Raw genomic sequence first — 21,129 nt, 5'->3', positions numbered from 1 at the left:
CGCCTCAGCGTCCCACGCCGAGGAAGTTGGCGACCAGCCTGGCGCCGTGCTCGCTCAGCACCGACTCGGGATGGAACTGCACCCCCGTCACCGGCAGCGTCACGTGCTCGACGGCCATGGTCAGCCCGCTGTGGCGGTCGACCGCCGTGCTGCGCAGGACCTCGGGCAGGGCGACCGCCGCGAGCGAGTGGTACCGGACCGCCTCGAAGGGCGCCGGCACGCCCGCGAACAGCCCGGTCCCGTCGTGCTCCACGCTCGCCAGGACGCCGTGCCCGGGCGCGACCCGCTCCACCGTCCCGCCGTACGACGCCACGATGCCCTGCATGCCGAGGCAGACCCCGAGCACGGGGCGGGTCCCCGCGAGCACCACCTCGCGGCCGACCGCGAAGTCGCGCTCCTCGGCGGGATGCCCGGGGCCGGGCGACAGCACGACGTACTCGTGGCGCAGGACGTCGGACGCCGCCACCTCGTCGTGCTGCACGACGGCCGGCAGCACGCCGGTCACGCCGGCGATGAGGTGCACCAGGTTCCAGGTGTAGGAGTCGTGGTGGTCGACGACGACCACGTCGGGTGCGCTCACGGCGCGACCGCCGCCATCAGGCCTCCAGGTGGCGTACGATCGAAGGAAGGAAGCGGGACGGCTCAGGTGAGCGCCGAGCCGTCCCGCCCCTGCTTACGGCTTCCGACGGAAGCGGTCGATCATCTGGATGACCGCCCACACCGCTCCGGGCAATGCCAGCAGGGTTGACACGACGAGAATCATCGCGCCCTTCCTCTTCACCGGACCTTCCGGTGAAGTGGGCCGAATCCGGCAGCCCGCAGCGCCATGCCACGTCGCGGTCGCCGGAACTCATGCGGGCGTCCTGCCCGCCGGGTCCGACCCCGTGCCACCGCGCGAACGCGACCTGTGGACAACCACCCGATCAGCCCAGCAGGACGTCGCACACCAGGTCGTGCACGATGTCGAAGCCCCGCTCGGTGAGGATCGACTCGGCGTGGAACTGCACGCCGCGGTAGTGGGGGCCGGCGAGCGCGTTGACGTCGCCGGTGTCGGGGTCGGCGTCGACTCGAACCCCCGCGGGCAGCACCACCTCACCGCCAACCCGTCCGACGAAGGTGTTGTAGAAGCCGACCCGCTGGGGGCGCCCGTCGAGGAGCACGGTGGCCTGGGTGCCCTGGAAGACGATGTCCTTGTAGGCGAGCGGGATGCCGAGCTGGTGGCACAGCGCCTGGTGGCCGAGACACACGGCGAGGAAGGGCTTCTCCCGGGCCAGCAGCCAGGCGACGGCGGCGCGCAGCTGCGCCATCTTCGGGTCGGCGTCGTCGCGGGGGTCGCCCGGACCGGGGCCGACGATGACCAGGTCGAAGCCGTCGAGTACGCCGTCGGTGTACTCCTCGTGCCGCACCACCGAGCTCGTCATGCCCATCCGCGCGAGCAGGTGGCGCAGCATGTTCACGAAGTCGTCCTCGCCGTCGAGGATGACCGCGGTCTTCCCGGCCAGCCGCGGGTCGGCGGGCGTGCCGGCCTGGTCGGCGAGCCAGAAGCCGGAGAGCCGGCTGTTGCGCGCGTTGAGCGCGATCAGCACCTCCTCGTCGGCGACCAGATCCGCGACGGGGATCGAGGGGATCGGCGCGGGCGGCACCAGGCCGAAGGCGGAGAGGATGCCGCCGGCCTTGGCGTGCGTCTCGGCGACCTCGTACGCCGGATCGGAGTCCCGCACCAGGGTGGCGCCCGCGGTCACCTTCAACGAGCCGGACAGCGAGACGTCCGCCGTGCGCAGCACGATCGGGCTGTCGAGGACCGGCTCACCGGCCTCGTCGCGCCCGAAGATCGCGAGCGCGGAGGCGTAGTAGCCACGGCCCTCGGGCTCGTACTGCCGGATCAGCCGGCACGCGTTCTCGACGGGCGACCCGGTGACGGTGGCGGCGTACATCGTGTCCCGCAGCACCTCCCGCACGTCCTTCGAGGTGCGCCCGGCGAGGAGGTACTCGGTGTGGATGAGGTGGGTCATCGGCTTGAGGAACGGGCCGAGCACCTGGCCGCCCTCGGTGCAGATGTCGCACATCATCTTGAGCTCCTCGTCGACGACCATGAAGAGCTCGTAGATCTCCTTCTCGTCCTTGAGGAACTCGCCGAGACGGGCCTCGGTGCTGCGGGTCTCGCCGGCGGGCGGGCGGAGGTGGAAGGTACCGGAGATCGGGTTCATCCGGACGTCGCCGCCGTGGACCGAGACGTGCCGCTCGGGCGAGGCGCCGATGAGGAAGCGGTCGCCGGTGAAGAAGACGAAGGTCCAGTACGCGCCGCGCTCGCGCTCCAGCAGCCGGCGGAAGACGGTCAGCGCCACCTGCGGCGAGAAGTCGGCGACGACCGCGCGGTAGTTGCGGCCGACGACGAGGTTCGCGCCCTCGCCCTGGCCGATCTCGCCGTCGATGATCGCCGCGACGATCTTGGCGTAGTCCTCGTCGGAGGTCTCGAAGCCGCCGCGGTCGGTGAACTCCACCGGCACCGGGTCGATCGCCGCGACGACGTCGGCCACCGAGAACTCGTGCTCGGCCTGCACGTCGACCACGACGAGCGGGGTGCCGTCGTCGTGGGCCTCGAAGCCGCGCTCGCGCACCTGCCGGAAGGGTACGGCGACCAGCCGGTCGCAGATGTGCCCCGGCTCGGGCACGCCCGTCTCGAGCGGGATGTCCATGATCGACTCGACGATGCTGCGCGTGCCGCCGAGCACGCCCACGGTGTCGCGGTCGCCCGCGCGGGTGGAGCGCCGGATGATCGCCCAGGCCTCGTGCCCCTGGACGGCCGCGATGGCTTCCCGGGCGGTGAGGCTGGTGCTGGGCTTATCAGGCATGGCCGAAGCCTATGCGGGTGGCTCGGCGTGGTCCGCGCACCATCCATATTCGTCGCGGATCGGCCACGACAACGACAATTCTGGATGGTGCGCGGCCCCATCGGCCTCGGACTCACACCCCGAGGGTGAGGAAGGCCGCCGCCGTACCCGCCGCGACCGGGTCGCCGGCGGCCGCGCGCCGGACGTCGCGCAGCGCGGTGGCCGGGTCGCTCCCGGCGGCGAGCGCGGCGTGCAGGCCGACCATGAGGTCGGCGGTGGCGGCGTCGTTGACCTCGCCGACGCTGCAGACCAGGCCCGCACTGCCGAGCGAGAACAGCGCGGCGGCGAGCCCGAGCAGCTCCTCCGCACCCACGGGGGCGAGCACGCCGGACTCGCAGGCCGACAGCACGACGCGGTACGGCGCCCGGCGCACCCGCTCCAGGTCGTGCACCGTCAGCGGCCCGTCGGCGAGGTCGAGGGCCGAGAACAGCGGGCTGTCGGCACGGAACCGGCCGTGCGCCGCCAGGTGGACCAGGCCCGCGCCGTCGAGGTGGGCGAGGACCGCGTCGAGGGTCGCCCGCGGCCCGTCGAGGAGGACCGCGTCCGGATGCCGGGAGGCGAGGACCGGGACCTCGGCGCCACCCGACGCGAGCGCCGGGCCGGAGACGAGCACGGTGCTGCCCGGCTCGGGAGCCGACCGGGCGCGGGCGCGCAGCCACTGGCCCGCGGAGGGTACGACGCCGAACGGCCGGTCGTGCAGCAGCGGCAGCAGCGACCAGGCCAGTCCGTGCAGGCGCGCGGTCGGCGCGAGCACGACCGGGCCGTCGGGGATCAGCCGGGCCGCGTCGCCGAGCACCGCCTCCTGCAGCCGGCGGCCCACCTCGGCCATGTCCGCCGGCCGGCCGCGGGCGGCCCTGCGCAGCAGCATCGCCGCCGGCCCGAGCAGCGCGGCGACGTCCTCGGTCGCGGCGGCCACCCGCCGTCGTACCCGACCGCCGTGGACGACGAGGACGTGCAGCACGCCGTCGACCTCGACCAGCTCCACCAGGCAGCCGTCGCCGACGCCGGACACGATCTCCTCGACCCCGGCCGACGGGGGATCCGCGGCGGCCGGGCCGGCCGCGGAGAGCGTGTGGTGCTCGGCCCGCACCGCCCGCTCCAGGCGGAGCCGCTCCCGCTCCAGCCCGTCGGTCGGCTCCCCCTCCTGACGGGCCTCCGCGAGCCGGCGGCCGTTGTCGCGGAGCGCCGCCAGGGACGCGGGGATCGTGGTGGCGTCGGACGTCGCCGGCGGCTGGGCCAGGGCGGTGGCGCGGGTGCGCTCGCTCCAGCGCAGCAGGCTGCGGGCGTCGGACGCCGCGTGACGCAGTGCCACCGCGGTCAGCTCCCGGCCGTGCGTCGTGGCGAGCGCCCGGAGCTCGGACGACCCGATCAGCCGGCGGTGCTCGTCGATCGCGTCCAGCCCCGCACCCGCCGCCCGCAGCACGCCGCTCCGGTCCTCGGCCGCCGCCCGCGCCAGCGCCCGGGCGTGCCAGGCACCCGCCCGGACCAGGGCGTTCGGGTGGCGCCGGTACGACGCCGCCTGCTCCCACAGCGTCAGCCGCTCCGGGCCACGGGCGAGCCCGCCGGCCAGGGTGAGCGCGACCGGCGCCTCGTCGGCGTGGTCGGCGTGGAGCGCGACCGCGACGAGACGGGCCTCGGGGGCGAGGCCACGGCGGTCACCGAGCGCCTCGCGGGCACGGACCGCGACCAGGCGGGCCCGCAGCTCGTACCACCGCCGGTCCTGTCGGCGAAAGCCGACGCGCGCGTCCCCAGCCGCGCCCAGCGCGTCCGCCGCGTCGACCGGCCCTCCCGCGGCGAGGAGCGCGGTGGCTCGCAGCAGCGCGAATTCGGGGATCTGGTACGGATTCAACTCCGCCGTGGCCCGACTCCTGTCGAGGAGGCTCACCGCCTCCCCCGCGAGTCCCGCGGCGAGATAGGCGCCCACATGGAGCTCGACGATCTCGTGCCAGGAGCGGTGGGCGGCCTCGAACCCCGCCACCGCGTCGGCGTACAACCCGAGCCCTCCTGCCAGGTCGCCGCGAGCGACCGCGATGTCGGCCAGGCTCGCTACCGCGGTGAGCCGCTCGACGGTCGCTCCCGCCTGCTCGAGCAGTCGCTCGGCGGCGACGACCTCGCGCTCGGCATCCTCGATGTTCCCGAGGGCCAGCTCGATGTGGCCGAGCCAGATCCGGGTCCGCCCCTCCCAGACCGGGTCATCCTCGAGCTCCATCTCGTCGAGCGCGTCCCGCAGGACCGGCCTCGCCTCCCGGTGGCGTCCGAGGATCGCGAGCACTCCGGCCTTCCTCATCAGCGCCTTGGCCCGCACCTCGCCCCTGGCCGTCGCCAGGGCGCGATCGAGTTGCGCGAGTCCGAGGTGCGTGCGGCCGGCGAAGACGAGGGTCGCACCGTAGGTCGCGCGCACGTCGCTCTCGCGGTGGGCGCTCGACGACCGCCGGGCCGCGCGGAGCCCCCGCCTCAGCTCGTCCAGCGCCTCGTCGGCGTGTCCGCGGTCCCGCAGCACGATGCCGAGGCACTGGTGGGCGTAGGACCGGGCCAGCGGATCCCGCTCCTCGGCGAGCACCTGCTCGGCACGCCTGCCGGCCTCCTCGGGATCCTCGAGGGCCAGCGCGAGCAGTTCCTCCACGGGCGCCCCTCCGGCCTCGGACAGCGGCAGTGCTCTTTACGGGTGTCTGGGAGCGGGACTACGTTAGCGCCGCCCGGCGGGCCTCGGCCCGCCGCCGACCTTTCCTCCCCCAGGAGCGGCCATGACCGAGCCCGTCCGCCCGCACTTCTCCCTCCGCGAGCTGCTCGCGCAGATCCGGCGCAGCCTCCCCTGGTCCGGTCCACGGGAGCCCGAGCCGCGGGAGCCCGACGTCGATGCCGAGCGGCTCCGGGTTCAGGTCGGCGTGATCCGCCGGGCCTTCGAGGACGACGTGGCCGCCGCCCGCCGAAGGGGACCCGGCCACCACGCGACGATGCCGACGTCGCCTACCTCTACCGGCCCCGCCACGCCCTGGTGCGCGACGGCGAGGACTTCGAGCGGCTGACCCGGTTCTTCGAGGAGCGCGGCACGCAGTTCCGCGGCAACACCGACCGGGCCGGCGAGCCGACCCGCGGCCTGGTCCTGGTCACCCTGCCCTCCCGCACCGACGGCGAGGACGACGTGCTGAGGACCCTCGACGAGATCGACCGCGAGCTGGGCAGGGGTGTGGTGCGGCCCGATCACGTCGTCTACGTGACCGGAAGGGGGTTCATGTGCCCCGCGACCGAGCCCGAGGAGATCACCAAGCGACACACCGGCCCGCTCCCCGTCCGCGCGGCCGACACCGGCGCCGGCAAGGGCGTCCGCGTCGCCGTCGTCGACACCGGCCTCTGGCTGCCGGCGGTGACCAGCGCGACCACGAGCTGGCTGGACGGCGTGGTCGCCGATCCGAGCGACGTCGAGACGATCGATCCCAACGCCATCCACCCGTACGGCGGGCACGGCACGTTCGTCGCCGGCGTGGTCAAGTGCGTCGCCCCCGCCAGTCGGGTCGAGGTGGAGGGCGTGCTGACCAAGGGTGGCGCGGTCTACGAGTCCGAGATCGTGCAGCAGCTGCACGAGGCGCTGGAGGACGACGACCACCCGCAGCTGATCAGCATCTCCGCGGGCACGCACACCCGCGGCGACTTCGGCCTGCTGGCGTTCGAGATGCTCGCTGCCGCCCACGGCCTCGACGACGGCGAGGAGACGCTGGTCATCGCGGCGGCCGGCAACGACGGGAGCAGCGAGCGGTTCTGGCCGGCGGCGTTCCCGTGGGTCGTCGCCGTCGGCTCGGTCGACCCGGACGGGAAGGTGTCGGACTTCTCCAATGTCGGCGAGAGGTGGGTCGACGTCTACGCCCGCGGGCGCGACCACGTCAACGCCTTCCCGAAGGGGACCTACACCTGCTACGAGCCACCGAACGTCGGCCAGGTCCGGCAGTTCGACGGACTCGCCCAGTGGAGCGGTACGTCGTTCTCGACCCCCATCGTGACCGGGCTAGTGGCCGCGCGGATGAGCGCCACCGGGGAGAGCGCGCGGGAGGCGTGGGCGGCGGTCAAGGCCGGCGGGACGACGACCACCGACCCCCGCGGCGGGCAGATCACCATCGTCGGGCCGCTCGACTGAGCCCGGCCGAGGTCCCGGGCTACAGGGCGACCCACGGGGTCGTCAGCGACCACCCCGCCTGCTCGACGACGAGACGCACGGTGCCGGTGGCCACGCCGGAGAGCCGGAAGAACCCGGCCGCATCGGCCTCGACGACCTGCGCCTCGGCGTCCGGCCGCTCCAGGCGGACGGTCGCGGGCTCGGGGGCGGCCGCGGCCTCGCCGGTGCCGATCACCTGGCCGAGCAGGGCGTCGCCGTCGATCTCCACCTCGAGGGTGATCCCGCTGCGCCCGAACGCCAGCGTGCGCGGCTGCTCGCCGCCGGACCGCACGGCAGCGCCGGCGTCGAGGGCCGAGTCGTGCAGCAGCTCGGCCAGCTCGGCGTCCACCGAGCGCCAGGTGAAGGCCGCGCGGGCCGCCGTCCGCCGGCGCTCGCTCACGGCGGCACCGTCAGCGACGGCCTCCCCCAGCAGCGCCAGGAGCTCGTCGTCGGTCAGCCGGTCATCTCCGCTCATCAGCGGCCTCCCACGCGGTCGGGGCCGAGCCCGCGCAGGGCACGGGTACGGCGCAGCTGGTCGAGGGCCCGGGCGCGGGTCGGCCCGATGCTGCCGATCGGGATCTTGAGCCGGCGGCTGATCTCCTCGTAGCCGACGGGCGGGTCGGCCAGGAGGAGCAGGAGCAGCTCCCGGCGGGCCTCGGGCAGCTCGGTGAGCGCCTCCCGCAGCAGCTGGCGGCGCTCGGCCGCCAGCAGGTCGGCCGCGGCGACGTCCTCGGAGACCGCGTCCAGCCCGGTCGGCTCCTGGGGGTCCACGGGGCGGACCCGGCCCCGCGCCGCCAGCAGGCGCAGGCACTCGTTGCGGGTCGTCGTACGGATCCAGCCGGGGAGGGCCGCGGGCTCGCGCAGGTCGCCGAGATGCTCGACGAGGCGCAGCCACACCGTCTGGCTGACGTCGTCGCCGTCGGCCTCGGAGAGCCGGTGGCCGCGGACGATCGCGTCCACGAGGGGGAGGAAGCGGTCGACGATCGTGTCCCATGCATGCTGATCTCCATCCCGCGCCGCGGGGACGAGCATCGACAGCGGATCCGTCACGAGGTGCATCGTCCCGCACATCGGACCCGCGAGCCAGTACCGCTGATACCTCGACGATTCCGTGTATCAGCGGGCACTCCGGGCCACTCCTTCCCTCACCCCCCTCGGAAGGAACGCCCATGACCTGGAACGAGACCCACGAACGCATCCGCATCCTGCGCGTCGTCGAGGCGGTCGCCGCCGTCGACATGAGCGGCGCCCTGCCGTGGCGCGAGGAGTGGCGCGCCTACTTCGACGGTCCCACGGGGCTGGTCGCGGCACTGCGCGCCCACTGGCACCGACGGAGCCAGGCCCAGGCGGACGCGGAGATCATCGAGCTCGACGACCTCCAGGACGACCACGATGCCCACGACGCGCACGACGCGCACGGCCACCGGCGCCGTACCGAGGCCGGGGTCCTCCAGATCCTGCGCCGGTACGACGCGGGCGGCTCGGCCGCGCCCGTGCTCCTCAGCCTGGCGGGTCCGCGCCCCTCCCTCCCGGCGCGGACCCGCCGGTCACGGCGGTCGGCCCGGGTCCACGGCCGCGTGCTCCCGGACTAGGAGGCGTCGTCATGTACCCGAGAAAGGCGACCACGATCGAGCGCACCACCTTCGCCGCGGACCGGCTGGACCGGCTGACCCCGCGCGAGCGGGAGGTGCTGCAGCTCATCGCGCGCGGGCACTCCAACTCCGGCGTCGCGACGCAGCTGTGCGTGTCCCTGAAGACGGTGGAGGCGCTCTGCTCGCAGATCTTCCTCAAGCTCGACCTGATCCCGTCGCAGCACTTGAACCGCCGGGTGCTCGCGGTCCTCACCCTGCTGCAGGCGGGCGCTGCTCGGAGCGCACGGTCACCTTCTTGAGGAGCCGGTTGAGGGTGGTCAGCTCGCGCGCGGTGAGGGCACCGGCGAGATCGACCTCGGCCTCGCCGCGGATGTCCATCGCCCGGCGCCAGACGTCCATGCCGGACCGGGTGACCTCGACGATCACCCGCCGGCGGTCCTCGACCGACGGGATCCGTCGTACCCAGCCCGCCTTCTCGAGGCCGTCGAGCCGTCCGGTCATGCCGGCGCCGGAGACGCCGAGCTCGGTGGCGAGCTCGGTCGGGGAGGCGGAGCCGGGGGTGTCGCGGATCATCAGCACGTGCAGCGTGTCGTACTCGAAGTCGCTGAGCCCGACCTCGGCGACGGCGCGCTGCTTGGCGCCGCGCAGGTAGCGGTCGATCCGGTTGATCCGAACGAAGACCCCCTCGATCTCCTCGTCGAAGGCGAGGTCGAGCCAGTGGTCCTTCCAGCGCGCGACGTGGCGGTCCGTCCAGTCCTCGGCCATGGCCGAACGCTACTGCGGCTCCGGCCTCCACGCCGGTCCCGGCGTGCCCGGCCGACCCGGCTGACCCGGCCGACCCGGCCGACCCGAGCGGGCCGGATCGACCTGCCCGCGCCAGCGCCCGGCCAGGCCGGCGCCGATGAGCAGCGTCGCGACCAGCGGGAACTCGTAGGCCGCGGCGCCGAACCAGATGTACGTCGACGGCAGGTCCCGGATGACGTCGTAGAAGCTCGGGAGGTCGATCGCCAGCCACAGGAACGGGAACAGCCCCCAGACCACGCCGGCCAGGACCGGGCCGAGGCCGGAGAGCCGACCCGCGGCGGCCCCGACCAGCAGGATCCCCGCCCCGACGATCATGGTCGCGAGCTCGGTCCACGCCCCGGAGGAGTTGAAGTACGCCAAGCGCTCCTGGCTGTACTTCCCGGCGCCGTAGTCGAAGACCAGGAGGCCGATCGGCGTCGCGCCGAGGGCGACCACCGCGCTGACGACATGACGCAGTGCCATCGAGCGCCGGACGACCCGGGGCGGGAGTGCGGGAGGCTGCGGTCCCGGAGGGGGCGGGGGCGGAGCACCTGTGTCGGTCATGCGCCCGATCCTGCCCCTGCCGCGGCCGCGGCGAAACAGGTGCTTCGCTGGCGAATACTTAGTCAGCGAAGTATCTTCGTCCCATGACCGTCCCCTCCCCCTGCGCTCGCGCGACTTCCGCTACCTGGTCGGCGGGGTCACGGTGAGCGGGCTGGGCTCCGCGATGACGCCGGTGGCGCTGGCGTTCGCCGTCCTCCACCTCGGCGGCTCGGCCACCCAGCTCGGCCTCGTGGTCGCGGCCTTCGCGACGGCCGAGGTCCTCACCATGCTGTACGGCGGCGTGCTCGGCGACCGGCTCCCGCGCCAGCTCCTCATGCAGGGCTCGTCCGCGGCGACCGCGGTCAGCCAGGCGGCGTGCGCGGTCGTGCTGATCACCGGCCACGGCTCGCTCTGGCTCCTCAGCGGGATCGGCATCGTCAACGGCTGCCTCGGCGCGATCGCCCAGCCCGCGTCCAACGCGCTGACCCGCTCGACCGTCACCGCGGAGCAGCTGCCCCGCGCGGTCGTGCTCCGCAGCCTCGCCACGCAGACGGCCTTCGCGGTCGGGTTCGCGGTGGCCGGCGTGGTCGTCGCCGTCGCCGGGCCCGGCTGGGCGATCGCGGCCGACGCGGCGACGTACGCCGTGGCGGCGGGGCTGTTCGCGATGATCCGCACGCCGGCCGCGGCGCCGGCGCACCGGGAGCGGCTGCGCGCCGAGCTCGCGGAGGGCGCCCGCGAGGTGTTCCGGCACGCCTGGCTGTGGCTGCTCATCGGGCAGGCGCTGCTCTACCACCTCTGCTACGGCGGCGTGCAGGGCGTGCTCGGGCCGATCGTCGTCGGCGACGCGTGGGGCGAGGAGGCGTGGGGCTGGGCGCTGGCCGCGCTGATGGCCGGCTTCGTCGCCGGCGGTCTGGTCGCGCTGCGCTGGCGTCCGTACCACCTGCTGCGCCGGGGCGTGCTGCTGCTCTCCCTGACCGCCGCCTTCCCGCTCGCGATGGCGCTCGCCGGCGACCTGCGGTGGGTGCTGGCGGGCGCGTTCGTGCACGGGGTCGGGCTGCAACTGTTCAGCGTCAACTGGGACCTGGCGATCCAGCAGAACATCCGCGAGGACATGCTCGCGCGGGTCTACTCCTTCGACCTGGTCGGCTCGTTCGTCTGCCGGCCGCTCGGCCTCGCGCTCACCGGGCCGGTCGCCCTGCTGGTCGGGACCCGGACCTGGCTGATCGTCGTCGCCGCCGTGATCGGGCTCAGCTCGCTCGCCGCCCTCGGTGCGCCGTCGGTGCGGCAGCTGACGCGTGGTCGGCCGTACGCCGCGCCCCATGCATTCTCGTCGTGATCTTGCCGGATCCTGGACAAATTCGCATGGGGCGCCCACAACAGACCAGCCCGCTCAACCCAAGCGGGCGATGACCTCCCGGGCCGCCCGCTTGCCGGAGCGGACGGCGCCGTCCATGTACCCGGTCCAGTACGTCGAGGTCTCGGTGCCGGCCCAGTGCACCCGCCGGAAGGGCGTGCGGATGTGCCGGCCGTGGACGGACAGGACGCCGGGCGGGTAGATGGCGGTGGGGCCGCCGCCGGTCCACCGCTCGAGCGTCCAGTCGTGCTCGGTGTAGTCGATCGGGTGGAGGGCCTGCTCGCCGAACATCCTCGCGAAGCCCTCCAGGACGGCGGTACGACGTTCCGCGAGCGAGCGGGTGCCGTACTGCTGCCAGGCGGAGCCGCCGACGAAGGCGAGCAGGATGCCGTGGTCGGTGTCGGTGACGTGGTTGTCGAAGGCGACGCGGACCGCGCCGGCGTCGGCGATGCCGAAGCCGGTGAGGCCCCGGTCGCGCCAGAACGGGCGCTCGTAGACGGCGTCGCACTTCATCAGCCGGCCCATCTGCACCTGCTCCAGCAGGGCGCGGCGGCCGGCGGGGAGGCCGGGCGCGAAGTCGATGCCGAGAACCTGCTTGGGCGGTGCGGCCACGATGACCCGGCGGGCCCGCACGTTGCCGCGCTCGGTGTGCACCCGGACGCCGTGGGCGAGGTGCTCGATCCTGGTCACCGGGGCGCCGAGGGCGACCCGCTTGCCGAGCCTCTTCGCCAGCGCGAGCGGGATCCGCTGCGAGCCGCCGGCGAACCGGCTCTCCTGGGCACCGCCGACGGTGTCGGAGTTGCGCTCGAAGGTGCCGGGCGTGGACTCGTTGCCGGAGCAGGCGATGTAGTGCAGCACGAACAGCAGCGAGACCTGGTCGGGGTCGGCGCCGAAGCCGGGGTGCGTCCAGGAGCGGATCAGGTTCTCGATGCCCCTGCTGTTGAGGGTGTTGCGGCGCAGCCAGTCGCCGAGTGTGACGGCGTCCCACTCGGCGGCGCGCGGGTGGGCCCACGGCGCGTCGACCGGGACCTCCCGGGCGAACCCGTTGAGGCGCTGGAGGGCGAGCGCGGCATCGAGCAGGATGGTCGGGTCGGGCGGGACGGTGCCGGTGAACTCCAACCGGCCGAGCAGCGAGGACAGGTAGACGTTCTTGCCGGTGACGTACTCGTCGAAGGTGGCGATGCCGAGGTTGCGGGCGAGCCTCTTGATGTGGTCCTGGGTGGGGCCGACGAAGGCGCCGCCGGCCTCGACGCTCCCGCCGGCGGGCAGCGCGTGGTTGAGCACCCGGCCGCCGACCCGCTTGCGGGCCTCGACGACGAGCACGGAGTGGCCGGCGCGCTTGATCCTGCGCGCCGCGACCAGGCCGGCGAGGCCGGCGCCGACCACGACGACGTCGACCTCGCGCGGCAGCCGGCCCCTGCGGGTGCCGGCGATCACCTCCTGCTCGAGGGCGTCGAGGGCGAGGACGCCGAAGGAGGCGGCGCCGCCCGCCAGCAGGCCGCGGCGGCCGAGATGACCCAGGTGTCCGAGGTCGGTGGTGTCCACGTCGCCGCCTCCGAAGATGAATATGTGTCAGGTTCGGGTTCGGAGGCTACACTGCGCCCATGTCCTCCGCCACCGTCGGACCCAGCCGGCGCCGGCTGCCCTCCCAGGCCCGGTCCCGGGAGCGGGTCGAGCGGATCCTCGACGCGGCCGCACGCCTCGTGGTGTCCAACGGCGTCGACGGGCTGACGACACGCTCGATCGCCGAGACCGCCGGGCTGCCGGTCGCCTCGCTCTACCAGTACTTCGCCGACAAGGAGGCCGTCCTCCTCGCCCTCTGCGAGCGGGACATGGCCGAGATGGACGACCAGGTCGCCACCGACCTCGCCGCGCTCACCGATCTCACGATCGCGACCATGGTCGAGACCGCGATGCGCGCGTTCGTCGCCGTCTACCACCGCCGCCCGGCGTTCATGCAGATCTGGATGCGCGGGCGCGCCAACCCCGCGATCTACGACTACGGCCGCCACCACAACCGCCGGATCGCCGCCAACCTGCTCGCGTTCGGCGTCGACGCGGGCCTGCTCGGCACGGACCGGTACGGCGACGAGGAGATGACCGCCATCGCCGAGCTCGCCGTCGAGGTCGGCGACAGCGCCTTCCAGCTCGCCTTCGAGCACGACCCGCGCGGCGACGAGTTCCTGATCAGCCAGGCGATCGCCCTCGTCTCCGGCTATCTCGAGCGCATCACGAGCGGCCGGTGAGCGCGTCCCCGGCGAGCGCGCGTCTGCGCGAGGAGGTCGCCGACGCCGCACGTCGCCTCGCCGCGGCCGGGCTGCTGATCGGCACCGCCGGCAATGTCTCCGCCCGCGCCGGCGACCGGATCGCGATCACCGCGACCGGCGTCGCGCTCGGGTCCTGCACCGCCGCCGACGTCACCGTGGTCGCCCCCGACGGCACCGTGCTGGACGGCACGCTCGCACCGACGAGCGAGCTGTCCCTCCACCTCGGGGTGTACGCCGACCGGCCCGACCAGGCCGCCGCGGTGGTCCACACCCACGCGCCCTTCGCCACCGCGGTGGCGTGCGTGCTCGACGCCCTGCCCGTGCTCCACTACCAGCAGCTCGCGCTCGGCGGCGAGATCCGGGTGGCGCCGTACGCGACCTTCGGGACGGCCGAGCTCGCGGCCGGCGTACGGACCGCGCTGGAGGGGCGCAGCGCGGCGCTGCTCGCCAACCACGGCTCGGTCACCCTCGGCGGGACGCTCGACGCGGCGGTGGAGAGCGCCCTGCTGCTGGAGTGGCTGTGCCAGCTGCACCACCGGGCCAGCGCCCTCGGCACGCCGCGCGTGCTCACCGAGGAGCAGCAGGCCGACGTCGTCCGGGCCGCGATCGAGCGCGGCTACGGCATCCCGCGAAAGGCCTCCGGATGAGCATGGTCGTCGCCGCCGTCGGCGTCCACGTCCTCGACACCCACGTCCTCGGCATCGAGTCGATCCCGTCCGGGTCCGACGGCGCGCTGGTCGAGACGATCCGGATGTCGCCGGCGGGTACGGCGGGCGGCACCGCCGTCGTGCTCAGCCGGCTCGGCGCCACCGTCCGGTCGTACGGCGCCGTCGGCACCGATCCCGTCGGCGACACCCTGCTCGCGCTGCTGGGCCGGGAGGGCGTGGACGTGGGCGGCCTGGTCCGCAAGGACACCGCGCAGACGTCGGCCTCGGTGCTGCCCGTCCGCCCGAACGGCGACCGCCCGGCCTGGCACTGCATCGGCGCCAACGGCGCGTTCACGCTCGACGACCTGCCGGCCGGCGTGCTCGACGGGGTGACGCACCTCCACCTGGGTGGGCCGGAGTTCCTCGGCGGCGACGCCGCGGGCGAGCTGCTCGCCCGCGCCCGCGCCGCCGGGATCACCACCTCGGTCGACGTCCTCGCCCCCGGCGACCCGGACCTGCTGGCGTGGATCGCCGCCGCGCTCCCCCACACCGACCACCTGCTGCCCAACGACGAGCAGGTCCTCGGCTTCACCGGCGCCGCCTCCCTCGCCGAGGGCGCGCAGGCGCTGGTCGCCGCAGGCGCGGGCTGCGTGGCGGTCACCCAGGGCGCGCGGGGAGCGCTGGTCGCCACCGCCGACGGGGTGGCCGCGGTGCCGGCGTACGCCGTCGAGGTGGTCGACACGACCGGCTGCGGGGACGCCTTCTCCGCGGGCTACCTGCGCGGGCTCTCCCTCGGGCGGACCCCCGTCGCGGCCGCCGCCCTCGGCTGCGCCGCGGCCGCCCAGGTCGCCCGGGGGCTCGGCACCGACGCCGGGAGCTACGACCTCGCCGCGGTCGAGGCGTTCGCGCGGTCGACGGCCACGCTGGGCTGAGGGCGCCGGTCGATCTCCCGCCAGCTCGGCAGGAGCACCGGCGCCATCGTCGTGACGAGGTAGACGGCACCGAACGCCAGCAGCGTCGCGGTCAGGCCGGTGCCCCCGATCGCGAACCCGGCGAGGAGCCCGCCCAGCGGCATGAGCGACCAGGACGCCGCGAGCGACAGCGCACTGACCCGTCCCATCGACTCCTCGGGGATCCGCTCGAACTGCACCGCGCCCAGCACCGGGTTGATGAAGCCGGCGCCGATGCCCGCGACGACATGGACCGCCGCGACGACCCAGAGCGGGCAGCCGAGGGCCATCACGACCCAGCGCGGGGCGCCGGCGAGGAGGTAGCCGACGACATACGTCTGGAACCGCGGCAGCCGGGCGCCGCGCCAGGTCGCCAGCAGCGACCCGACCAGGGCCGCGCCGCCCATGCACGCGCCGAGGAGGCCGATCGCCGCCGGGCCGCTGCCCGACGCGTCCGCCCAGACCGGCAGCATCACCGCCGTGTAGCCCTGGTCGAGCAGGTTGGTGACGGCGACCATGACCATCAACCCGAGCAGGACCGGGTCGCGCCGCAGCACCTGCCAGCCGCCGCGCAGCTCCCGGGCGTACGTCGTCGACCGGTCCGGCGTCCGCGGGGTGCTCGCGACCCGGCGGGTCGACACCCACAGCACGCCGGCGCACGCGACGAACGACCCCGCGTCGACGAGCAGTGCGGTGGCCGGTCCCAGCACCGCGACGAGACCGCCACCGACCGCCGCGCCGACGAGCGCCGACAGCCGGTCGACGGTCCCGACCAGCCCGGTCACCCGCTCCGTCGGCAGCCCGAGGTGGCGGACCACCGCCGGCACCATGGCGTGGTGGGCGGCCTCCGACGGGCCGCGCAGCATCCCGGTCAGGGCGACCAGCGCGAGGAGCACGGGGAAGTGCAGCCAGCCGGCGGCGTACGCGAGGGGGACGAGCGCGACGGCGACACCCGAGGCGAGGTCGAACCCGACCGACACCCGGCGCGGCCCGACCCGGTCGATCCACGGACCGCAGAGCGCCTGCGCGAGCACGAGCGGCACCAGGCCGGCGAACGCGGCCAGTCCGGTCTGCGCCGCCGACCCCGTCGTGGTCAGCACCAGCCACGGGACCGCGATCTGCGAGAGGCGGGTGCCGGCGAGCGAGATCGCGTCGGCGGCGAGGAAGCCGCTCAGCACGCCGGCCCGCATCTCACTCACCCCGCGCGGGCTCCACGTGGCCCGGCACCGGGAACGCCTGGATCTGGAAGGCGAAGGGCACCGCGGTCTCGCCCGGCTCGTCGTCGTACGACATGAGCAGGTCCTTCATCCGCGCGACGACCTCCGCCGCCCGCGCGGCCGGCACCGTGTAGACCCAGTCGCTCACCGTCGACGCGTCCCGCCACGCGGGCGGCAGCAGCGGCCGCTCCTCCATCGCGGCCCGGATGTTCTCGGCGTACAGCACCGCCGCGGCGTGCCAGTAGGCGTCCGCGACGTCCCTCTCCTCCTGGGTCCGCGCGTCCGCAGACCGGGTGCGGGTCTCCTGGTGGGCCGCTCGCCACCACCGGTCGCGGGCGTTGCCACGCGCCTCGTCCTCGACGATGAAGCCGTGCTCGGCGAGCTGGCGCAGGTGGTACGACGTCGCGCCGCTGTTGAGGCCGAACCGGGCCGCCAGCGTGGTGGCCGTCGCGGGACCCTCGATGCGCAGGTGGCTCAGGATCCGCAGCCGGGTGGAGTGGGACAGCGCCCGCAGGCCGGCGAGGCCCGGGGTCACCGCCGTCGACTCGTCCGTCATGCACCCGACCCTACGACTACAAAGACTTCTTTGCAAAGAACTATTTGCAGTTGCTCGGGTGCCGGGTCGGCGAGGATGGCCGGGTGAGCATCGAGATCCGCGTCCAGCGCCCCGACGAGAGCGACGCCGTCCTGCGGGTGATCGGCGACGCCTTCGGGGCCGAGGGCGCCTCCGTCGTCGCCGTGTGGTCCGACGTGGTCGCGCGCGGGCTGGACCGGGCGCAGCTGGTGGCGGTCGAGGCCGACGCCGACGACGAGGTGGTGGGGCACGTCGGGCTCAGCCACGGCTGGCTCGACGCCCGGCGGTCCCTCGTCGACGTGCTCGTGCTCAGCCCGCTCAGCGTGGCCCCCTCCCGCCAGCGCGAGGGCGTCGGCGGCGCGCTCCTCGCCGCCGCGGTCGCCGAGGCCGACCGCCTCGGCGCACCGGTCGTGGTGCTCGAGGGCGACCCGGGCTACTACGGCCGGCACGGCTGGTCACCCGCCGCCGACCTCGGCATCGAGCCGCCGACCCGTCGTGTGCCCCGCCCGGCGTTCCGGGCGGTGCCCCTGGCGTCGTACGAGAGCTGGATGACGGGCCGGGTGATCTACCGCGACGTCTGGTGGGAGCACGACTCCACCGGCCTGCGCGACCCGCTCCTCGCCCGGCTCGAGGCGGGTCTCGGCAACCGGCCGGCGACCGGCGAGGGGGTCACTGGGGGATGACGCCGGCGGCCTGGACGACGGCGGTGGCGAGGTCGGCGTCGAGGGCAGCGGCGTCGTACTCGAAGTCCTCAGTGCTCACGCTGCACTCCCCATGAGAACGGCTCACCCCTGTGCCGGGCTCGCCTGTGACCGCCCAGTCCACTCGGTGACGACCGTCACGCTCTCGTGGCGACGGTCCGAAGATGGGGGCGGTGTTGTCACGCTGCACAAAGGGGTCCGCGGCGTCCTAGGGTGGGGCCGTGAGCAGCGAGTCCGTGCCGTCCGATCTGGCACCGTGGCTGCTGGCGTACGTCGCCGAGCAGGCCCAGCCCGACCGGGTGGACGCCTGGGTGGACCGGGTGACGACCGCGATCCTGCAGGAGATCCCGGAGGTCGGGGCGGCCGAGGAGCTGCCGGAGGCACTGCGGGTCACCGTGCGGGACCACTGGCTGGCCTTCCTCGGCGACTTCGCGCAACCCGAGCAGCACTTCCACCTCGTCGACGCCGCCCGCCGGCTGTCGGTGGACATCGCCGACCGCCAGCTCCCGCTGGAGATGCTGATCCGGTTCTACCGGGTCGCGCAGCAGGAGGTGTGGGCGTACGTCAGCGAGGTGATCAAGGAGCTGCCGACCGCCGACTTCGACCGGGCCGACCTGCTCATGTACTTCTGGAACCGGGCCGGCGTCTGGCTCGACCAGTCGATCACCGAGTCCATCGCGGTCTACCAGGCGGCTCGCTCCCGGGTGCTCGCGGGCGCCGCGGCGCAGCGCTACGAGTCGGTGCGCTCGATCCTGGCCGGCGAGCTGAGCGATCCCCGCGCCGCATCGGCCGCGCTCGGCGGCTACCCCATCTCGGTCCACCACACGGCCGTCGTCCTGTCGGTGGGCGACGCCGAGCAGGCCGGCGCGCTCGAGCCCCTCGCCGCCGACCTGGCCCGCCGGATCGGCGCCGCGAACCCGCTCGTGGTCAAGCCCGGCGGGCGCCAGCTGTGGATGTGGCTCGGCACCCGCGACGAGCCCGACCTCACCGGCCTCGCCGGAGCCGCCGGAGCCGCCGGGTCCGCCGGGTCCGCCGGGTCCGCCGCGGACCTGCGGCACGAGAGCGTCGTCGTCGGCGTCGGCTCCGCCACCCCCAATATCGCCGGCTTCGTCGCCTCCCACCGCGAGGCCCAGGGCACCCTGCGGGTCACCGCCCCCGACACCGACGACTGGCTCGCCGTCTACTCCGACGTCGAGCTCCCCGTCCTCCTCGGCTGCTCCCCCGAGGTCGACCGCTTCATGTCCCGCCAGCTCGGGCCGCTCGCCGGCGAGGACGAGGGGGTGCAGCGGATCCGGGAGACCCTGGCGGCGTACCTCGACAGCGGCGGCAGCGCCGAGGAGGCCGCCCGCACGCTCGTGGTCCACCGCAACACCATCCGGTACCGCCTCGGCCAGGCCGAGGAGATGCTCGGCCGCCCCATCACCCGGATCAGTCCCCAGCTCGCCGTCGCCCTGCGGCATCACGATCTGTTCCACCGGGGCTGAGCCTCCGCCTTGCATGGATCCCCGGACATCCGGGGATCCATGCGCTTGTCAGGGGTTGCAACGCCTGACAAGTGCATGCTTTCCCTGACCGCTGTGACGCATGGGACGTTCTGCACGGCACCGAAGGCGCACCCGGCAGGTGGGTGCGCCTTCGGTGGTCCGGGGTGGGACTCAGCCCTCGAGGGTCAGGGCGAGCACGGGGCAGGCCTGGACGGCGGCGTACACGTGGGCCCGGTCGGACTCCGGCGGGTTCTCGTCGATGACGTGGACCAGCTCGTCGTCCTCGTCGACCTCGAAGTAGTCGTTGGCCATGGACTCGCACATCCCCAGGCCCTCGCACTTCCTCATGTCGGCCACGATGTGCATCACGCACCGACCTTGCTGATGTCGTGGCGGCGGGGCTCGACGGCCTTGAAGTCGACCTTCTCGCGTACGCCGCAGTCGGGGCAGCACCAGTCGTCGGGGATGTCCTTCCACGCGGTGCCGGCGGCGAAGCCCTCGAGCTCGTTGCCCTCGGCGACCTCGTAGGTGTACCGGCAGCCGGGGCACTGGGCCGCGAGCACCTCGTCGGTGAACTCGTGGGCGGTGGCGTCGGCCGGCACCTCCTCCTCGGCCGCGAGGACCTCGGCGGGGACGGGGTACTTGCGCAGCAGCCGCTCCCGCTTGCTCGCCAGGATGTTCGCGTGGCGCAGGTCGCCGTTGTAGTGGGCGAGGACCCGCTTGTCCATCAGCGCCCGGAAGGCCGGCGGGAACAGGGCGACCACGATCATGCCGGTGTAGCCGGTCGGCAGCACGGGGGCGTCCTTGAAGTCGCGCAGCGTCTGGTAGCGACGGGTCGGGTTGGCGTGGTGGTCGCTGTGCCGCTGCAGGTGGTAGAGCAGCACGTTGGTGGCGATGTTGTTGGAGTTCCACGAGTGCGCCGGGGTCACCCGCTCGTAGCGCTGCTTGCCCTCCTTGCCGACCTTCTGCCGCAGCATCCCGTAGTGCTCCATGTAGTTGACGATCTCCAGCAGCGAGAAGCCGACGACCGCCTGCAGGGCGAGGTACGGCAGCAGCGCGAGCGGGTTGACGTCGTACGCGAGGCCGAGCCAGAGCATCAGCGCGCCCCACAGCGCGACGGTCATCAGCCAGGCGTTGAGGACGTCGTTGCCGAGGTGGAACGGGTGGGTGCCCTTGCGCTGGTACCGCTTCGCCTCCAGCTCCCACGAGCTCTTGAGCGAGCCGGCGACGGTGCGCGGCCAGAACCGGTAGACGCTCTCGCCCATCCGGGCGCTGGCCGGGTCCTCCGGGGTGGCGACGCGGACGTGGTGGCCACGGTTGTGCTCGATGTAGAAGTGGCCGTAGAACGTCTGCGCCAGCGCGATCTTCGACGCCCAGCGCTCGACGGACTCCCGCTTGTGGCCGAGCTCGTGGGCGGTGTTGATCGCGACGCCGCCGACCACGCCGACCGAGATCGCCAGGCCCACCTTGGCCGCGACGCTCAGGTCCGCGGTGGCGAGGTACCAGATGGCGATCACGAAGCCGACGTACTGGACCGGGAGGTAGAGGTAGGTCACCCACCGGTAGTACTTGTCGTTCTCCAGCGCCTCGATCACGTCGTCGGGCGGGTTGGTGTCGTCGTACCCGGCCATCAGGTCGATCAGCGGGATCAGCGCGAAGAACACGACCGGCGTGAGCCAGAACCACAGCGCCGTGTCGGTCGTCTCGAAGAGCGCGATGCCGACGAGGGGCGTCGCCGGGACCACCAGTCCCAGGATCCACAGATAGCGCTTCTTGTCGCGCCACGGAACGGTCGTGCCGTCTGCTCCTTGTGTTGCGTACCTGGCCATCGGATGCCTCCTTGGACGTGGCGACGGCGTCGTCGCCGAGTAGGTCTCCAACGGTCGCAGCGGAGGCGGCTCCGGCTCTCGGGCGAGGTGCACAACTTGGGCGGGGGTCGTTGGCAGGCGGCACAACGGGTACGTCGGGGGCCGCAGCTG

Annotated in this window: 22 protein-coding genes; 10 read left to right on the top strand and 12 right to left on the bottom strand. The window is 73.8% G+C overall.

The window, feature by feature from the left end; all coding sequences use genetic code 11:
* Positions 1 to 4: 4 nt before the first annotated feature.
* From FIV44_RS16640 to FIV44_RS16630, 3 genes are all read right to left on the bottom strand, one after another.
* Complete coding sequence (locus tag FIV44_RS16640; protein ID WP_141005407.1) at positions 5 to 580, bottom strand: anthranilate synthase component II; 576 nt, start codon at positions 578 to 580, stop codon at positions 5 to 7.
* A 343-nt stretch (positions 581 to 923) separates the two neighbouring features.
* Complete coding sequence (locus tag FIV44_RS16635; protein ID WP_141005406.1) at positions 924 to 2,852, bottom strand: anthranilate synthase family protein; 1,929 nt, start codon at positions 2,850 to 2,852, stop codon at positions 924 to 926.
* Positions 2,853 to 2,964: 112 nt separating this feature from the next.
* On the bottom strand, positions 2,965 to 5,514 hold the full coding sequence (locus FIV44_RS16630; protein WP_181410630.1) for a CHAT domain-containing protein: 2,550 nt from the start codon (positions 5,512 to 5,514) through the stop codon (positions 2,965 to 2,967).
* A 121-nt stretch (positions 5,515 to 5,635) separates the two neighbouring features.
* Here FIV44_RS16630 and FIV44_RS30600 point away from each other — a divergent pair, with 121 nt between their 5' ends.
* Together FIV44_RS30600 and FIV44_RS30595 are read left to right on the top strand one after the other, a co-directional pair.
* Positions 5,636 to 5,917: a hypothetical protein gene (locus FIV44_RS30600; protein WP_181410629.1), complete on the top strand. Its 282-nt coding sequence runs from the start codon at positions 5,636 to 5,638 to the stop codon at positions 5,915 to 5,917.
* Positions 5,887 to 7,020, top strand: coding sequence for a S8 family peptidase (locus FIV44_RS30595; RefSeq protein ID WP_181410628.1), 1,134 nt, complete (start codon positions 5,887 to 5,889; stop codon positions 7,018 to 7,020). Before FIV44_RS30600 ends, FIV44_RS30595 begins: the two co-directional genes overlap by 31 nt.
* Positions 7,021 to 7,039: 19 nt before the next feature.
* On the opposite strand, the gene FIV44_RS16620 is transcribed toward FIV44_RS30595, so the two are convergent.
* Positions 7,040 to 7,513 (bottom strand): hypothetical protein, encoded by a 474-nt coding sequence (locus FIV44_RS16620; RefSeq protein WP_141005403.1) that lies wholly within the window; start codon positions 7,511 to 7,513, stop codon positions 7,040 to 7,042.
* A complete protein-coding gene (locus FIV44_RS16615; RefSeq protein WP_219996045.1) occupies positions 7,513 to 8,088 on the bottom strand; it encodes an RNA polymerase sigma factor in 576 nt (191 codons plus the stop codon). Before FIV44_RS16615 ends, FIV44_RS16620 begins: the two co-directional genes overlap by 1 nt.
* A gap of 119 nt (positions 8,089 to 8,207) precedes the next feature.
* On the opposite strand from FIV44_RS16615, the gene FIV44_RS16610 reads away from it, so the two are divergent.
* Entirely contained in the window at positions 8,208 to 8,630 is a 423-nt protein-coding gene (locus FIV44_RS16610; RefSeq protein ID WP_141005401.1) for a hypothetical protein, read from the top strand.
* Positions 8,631 to 8,641: 11 nt separating this feature from the next.
* The gene (locus FIV44_RS16605) at positions 8,642 to 8,929 is read left to right on the top strand and encodes a response regulator transcription factor (RefSeq protein ID WP_141005400.1); all 288 of its coding nucleotides are present in this window, start codon (positions 8,642 to 8,644) and stop codon (positions 8,927 to 8,929) included.
* On the opposite strand, the gene FIV44_RS16600 is transcribed toward FIV44_RS16605, so the two are convergent.
* Together FIV44_RS16600 and FIV44_RS16595 are read right to left on the bottom strand one after the other, a co-directional pair.
* Positions 8,880 to 9,395, bottom strand: a complete 516-nt coding sequence (locus FIV44_RS16600) for a MarR family winged helix-turn-helix transcriptional regulator (RefSeq protein WP_141005399.1) — start codon at positions 9,393 to 9,395, stop codon at positions 8,880 to 8,882. The two genes, FIV44_RS16605 and FIV44_RS16600, sit on opposite strands and share 50 nt — an antisense overlap.
* A gap of 9 nt (positions 9,396 to 9,404) precedes the next feature.
* Positions 9,405 to 9,977, bottom strand: a complete 573-nt coding sequence (locus tag FIV44_RS16595; RefSeq protein WP_141005398.1) for a hypothetical protein — start codon at positions 9,975 to 9,977, stop codon at positions 9,405 to 9,407.
* A 7-nt stretch (positions 9,978 to 9,984) separates the two neighbouring features.
* On the opposite strand from FIV44_RS16595, the gene FIV44_RS16590 reads away from it, so the two are divergent.
* Entirely contained in the window at positions 9,985 to 11,292 is a 1,308-nt protein-coding gene (locus tag FIV44_RS16590; protein ID WP_425465178.1) for an MFS transporter, read from the top strand.
* Between the two features lie 54 nt (positions 11,293 to 11,346).
* Here the strand turns inward: FIV44_RS16590 and FIV44_RS16585 are convergent, their stop codons facing one another.
* The gene (locus FIV44_RS16585) at positions 11,347 to 12,855 is read right to left on the bottom strand and encodes a flavin monoamine oxidase family protein (RefSeq protein WP_246086467.1); all 1,509 of its coding nucleotides are present in this window, start codon (positions 12,853 to 12,855) and stop codon (positions 11,347 to 11,349) included.
* Between the two features lie 59 nt (positions 12,856 to 12,914).
* Between FIV44_RS16585 and FIV44_RS16580 the strand changes: the two genes are divergently transcribed.
* From FIV44_RS16580 to FIV44_RS16570, 3 genes are read left to right on the top strand one after another with little or no spacing between them, the layout of a single operon-like run.
* Positions 12,915 to 13,556, top strand: a complete 642-nt coding sequence (locus tag FIV44_RS16580) for a TetR/AcrR family transcriptional regulator (RefSeq protein ID WP_141005396.1) — start codon at positions 12,915 to 12,917, stop codon at positions 13,554 to 13,556.
* The gene (locus FIV44_RS16575; protein ID WP_141005395.1) at positions 13,553 to 14,224 is read left to right on the top strand and encodes a class II aldolase/adducin family protein; all 672 of its coding nucleotides are present in this window, start codon (positions 13,553 to 13,555) and stop codon (positions 14,222 to 14,224) included. The genes FIV44_RS16580 and FIV44_RS16575 overlap by 4 nt, the downstream gene beginning before the upstream one ends.
* Positions 14,221 to 15,156 (top strand): carbohydrate kinase family protein, encoded by a 936-nt coding sequence (locus FIV44_RS16570; protein WP_181410627.1) that lies wholly within the window; start codon positions 14,221 to 14,223, stop codon positions 15,154 to 15,156. Before FIV44_RS16575 ends, FIV44_RS16570 begins: the two co-directional genes overlap by 4 nt.
* Here the strand turns inward: FIV44_RS16570 and FIV44_RS16565 are convergent.
* Both FIV44_RS16565 and FIV44_RS16560 read right to left on the bottom strand, forming a co-directional pair.
* Positions 15,102 to 16,364, bottom strand: a complete 1,263-nt coding sequence (locus FIV44_RS16565; RefSeq protein ID WP_141007926.1) for an MFS transporter — start codon at positions 16,362 to 16,364, stop codon at positions 15,102 to 15,104. The two genes, FIV44_RS16570 and FIV44_RS16565, sit on opposite strands and share 55 nt — an antisense overlap.
* Position 16,365: 1 nt before the next feature.
* Positions 16,366 to 16,947 (bottom strand): ArsR/SmtB family transcription factor, encoded by a 582-nt coding sequence (locus FIV44_RS16560; RefSeq protein WP_141005394.1) that lies wholly within the window; start codon positions 16,945 to 16,947, stop codon positions 16,366 to 16,368.
* Positions 16,948 to 17,030: 83 nt separating this feature from the next.
* Between FIV44_RS16560 and FIV44_RS16555 the strand changes: the two genes are divergently transcribed.
* Entirely contained in the window at positions 17,031 to 17,648 is a 618-nt protein-coding gene (locus tag FIV44_RS16555) for a GNAT family N-acetyltransferase (protein ID WP_181410626.1), read from the top strand.
* 239 nt (positions 17,649 to 17,887) lie between these two features.
* The gene (locus tag FIV44_RS16550; protein WP_141005392.1) at positions 17,888 to 19,150 is read left to right on the top strand and encodes a PucR family transcriptional regulator; all 1,263 of its coding nucleotides are present in this window, start codon (positions 17,888 to 17,890) and stop codon (positions 19,148 to 19,150) included.
* A gap of 171 nt (positions 19,151 to 19,321) precedes the next feature.
* Here the strand turns inward: FIV44_RS16550 and FIV44_RS16545 are convergent, their stop codons facing one another.
* Positions 19,322 to 19,498 (bottom strand): ferredoxin, encoded by a 177-nt coding sequence (locus tag FIV44_RS16545; protein WP_181410625.1) that lies wholly within the window; start codon positions 19,496 to 19,498, stop codon positions 19,322 to 19,324.
* A gap of 17 nt (positions 19,499 to 19,515) precedes the next feature.
* Positions 19,516 to 20,979, bottom strand: coding sequence for a fatty acid desaturase (locus FIV44_RS34100; RefSeq protein WP_141005390.1), 1,464 nt, complete (start codon positions 20,977 to 20,979; stop codon positions 19,516 to 19,518).
* Between the last annotated feature and the right edge of the window lie 150 nt (positions 20,980 to 21,129).

The sequence above is a fragment of the Nocardioides humi genome, assembly GCF_006494775.1.
GTDB lineage: Bacteria > Actinomycetota > Actinomycetes > Propionibacteriales > Nocardioidaceae > Nocardioides > Nocardioides humi.
This window is presented reverse-complemented; position numbering and strand designations above follow the sequence as displayed.

What these genes read in the sequence shown, in the direction of transcription:
- FIV44_RS16570 (WP_181410627.1), top strand. Translation starts at nt 14,221, where the DNA reads ATGAGCATGGTCGTCGCCGCCGTCGGCGTCCACGTCCTCGACACCCAC.
- FIV44_RS16560 (WP_141005394.1), bottom strand. Translation starts at nt 16,947, where the DNA reads ATGACGGACGAGTCGACGGCGGTGACCCCGGGCCTCGCCGGCCTGCGG.
- FIV44_RS16635 (WP_141005406.1), bottom strand. Translation starts at nt 2,852, where the DNA reads ATGCCTGATAAGCCCAGCACCAGCCTCACCGCCCGGGAAGCCATCGCG.
- FIV44_RS16610 (WP_141005401.1), top strand. Translation starts at nt 8,208, where the DNA reads ATGACCTGGAACGAGACCCACGAACGCATCCGCATCCTGCGCGTCGTC.
- FIV44_RS16605 (WP_141005400.1), top strand. Translation starts at nt 8,642, where the DNA reads ATGTACCCGAGAAAGGCGACCACGATCGAGCGCACCACCTTCGCCGCG.
- FIV44_RS16600 (WP_141005399.1), bottom strand. Translation starts at nt 9,395, where the DNA reads ATGGCCGAGGACTGGACGGACCGCCACGTCGCGCGCTGGAAGGACCAC.
- FIV44_RS16620 (WP_141005403.1), bottom strand. Translation starts at nt 7,513, where the DNA reads ATGAGCGGAGATGACCGGCTGACCGACGACGAGCTCCTGGCGCTGCTG.
- FIV44_RS16545 (WP_181410625.1), bottom strand. Translation starts at nt 19,498, where the DNA reads ATGAGGAAGTGCGAGGGCCTGGGGATGTGCGAGTCCATGGCCAACGAC.
- FIV44_RS34100 (WP_141005390.1), bottom strand. Translation starts at nt 20,979, where the DNA reads ATGGCCAGGTACGCAACACAAGGAGCAGACGGCACGACCGTTCCGTGG.
- FIV44_RS16580 (WP_141005396.1), top strand. Translation starts at nt 12,915, where the DNA reads ATGTCCTCCGCCACCGTCGGACCCAGCCGGCGCCGGCTGCCCTCCCAG.
- FIV44_RS16595 (WP_141005398.1), bottom strand. Translation starts at nt 9,977, where the DNA reads ATGACCGACACAGGTGCTCCGCCCCCGCCCCCTCCGGGACCGCAGCCT.
- FIV44_RS30600 (WP_181410629.1), top strand. Translation starts at nt 5,636, where the DNA reads ATGACCGAGCCCGTCCGCCCGCACTTCTCCCTCCGCGAGCTGCTCGCG.
- FIV44_RS16565 (WP_141007926.1), bottom strand. Translation starts at nt 16,364, where the DNA reads ATGCGGGCCGGCGTGCTGAGCGGCTTCCTCGCCGCCGACGCGATCTCG.